The sequence below is a fragment of the Pseudomonas capeferrum genome, assembly GCF_013523055.1.
Classification (GTDB): domain Bacteria; phylum Pseudomonadota; class Gammaproteobacteria; order Pseudomonadales; family Pseudomonadaceae; genus Aquipseudomonas; species Aquipseudomonas capeferrum_A.
In genome coordinates, this window is sequence record NZ_JAAMQM010000074.1 from 1 (window position 1) to 397 (window position 397).

Here is a 397-nt window from a genome sequence, read left to right on the forward strand (position 1 = left end):
GTACCTGGAGTCCCTGGATTGTTCGGCGTACCGGTTTCGTCAGTGACGACTGTGTTGGTGCTGCCAGCAGTGATCAGGTTCTCGAAGACCGCATCACCAGTTACACCGGTGATGGTCTGGGCAATGGTCGGCTGGCCACCGACATACACGTCATCGTTGGCAGTGATGGTGGCGGTGCCGGCGGTACTGCCGCTCGGGATGGTGATCGTGGTGCCATCGGTGAGGGTGAACGTCAGGCCCGCATGGCCGGTGACTGGCAGGCCTTGGGCATTGCTCAGGGTCACGGTGTAGGTGATCTGACCGCCTTCGGTGACGGTGGTCTTGTCAGCGGTCAGGGTCGCCACGACATCGTTGATGGTGTCGGCGATCTGCACGGTGGCGGAGCCACCCAGCTGCA

At 62.2% G+C, this 397-nt stretch carries 1 protein-coding gene; it reads right to left on the minus strand.

Annotation, left to right across the window (positions count from 1 at the left end):
* Positions 1–397 (minus strand): immunoglobulin-like domain-containing protein (locus G7009_RS27355; RefSeq protein WP_181133383.1); only part of this gene is annotated, 397 nt, incomplete at both ends.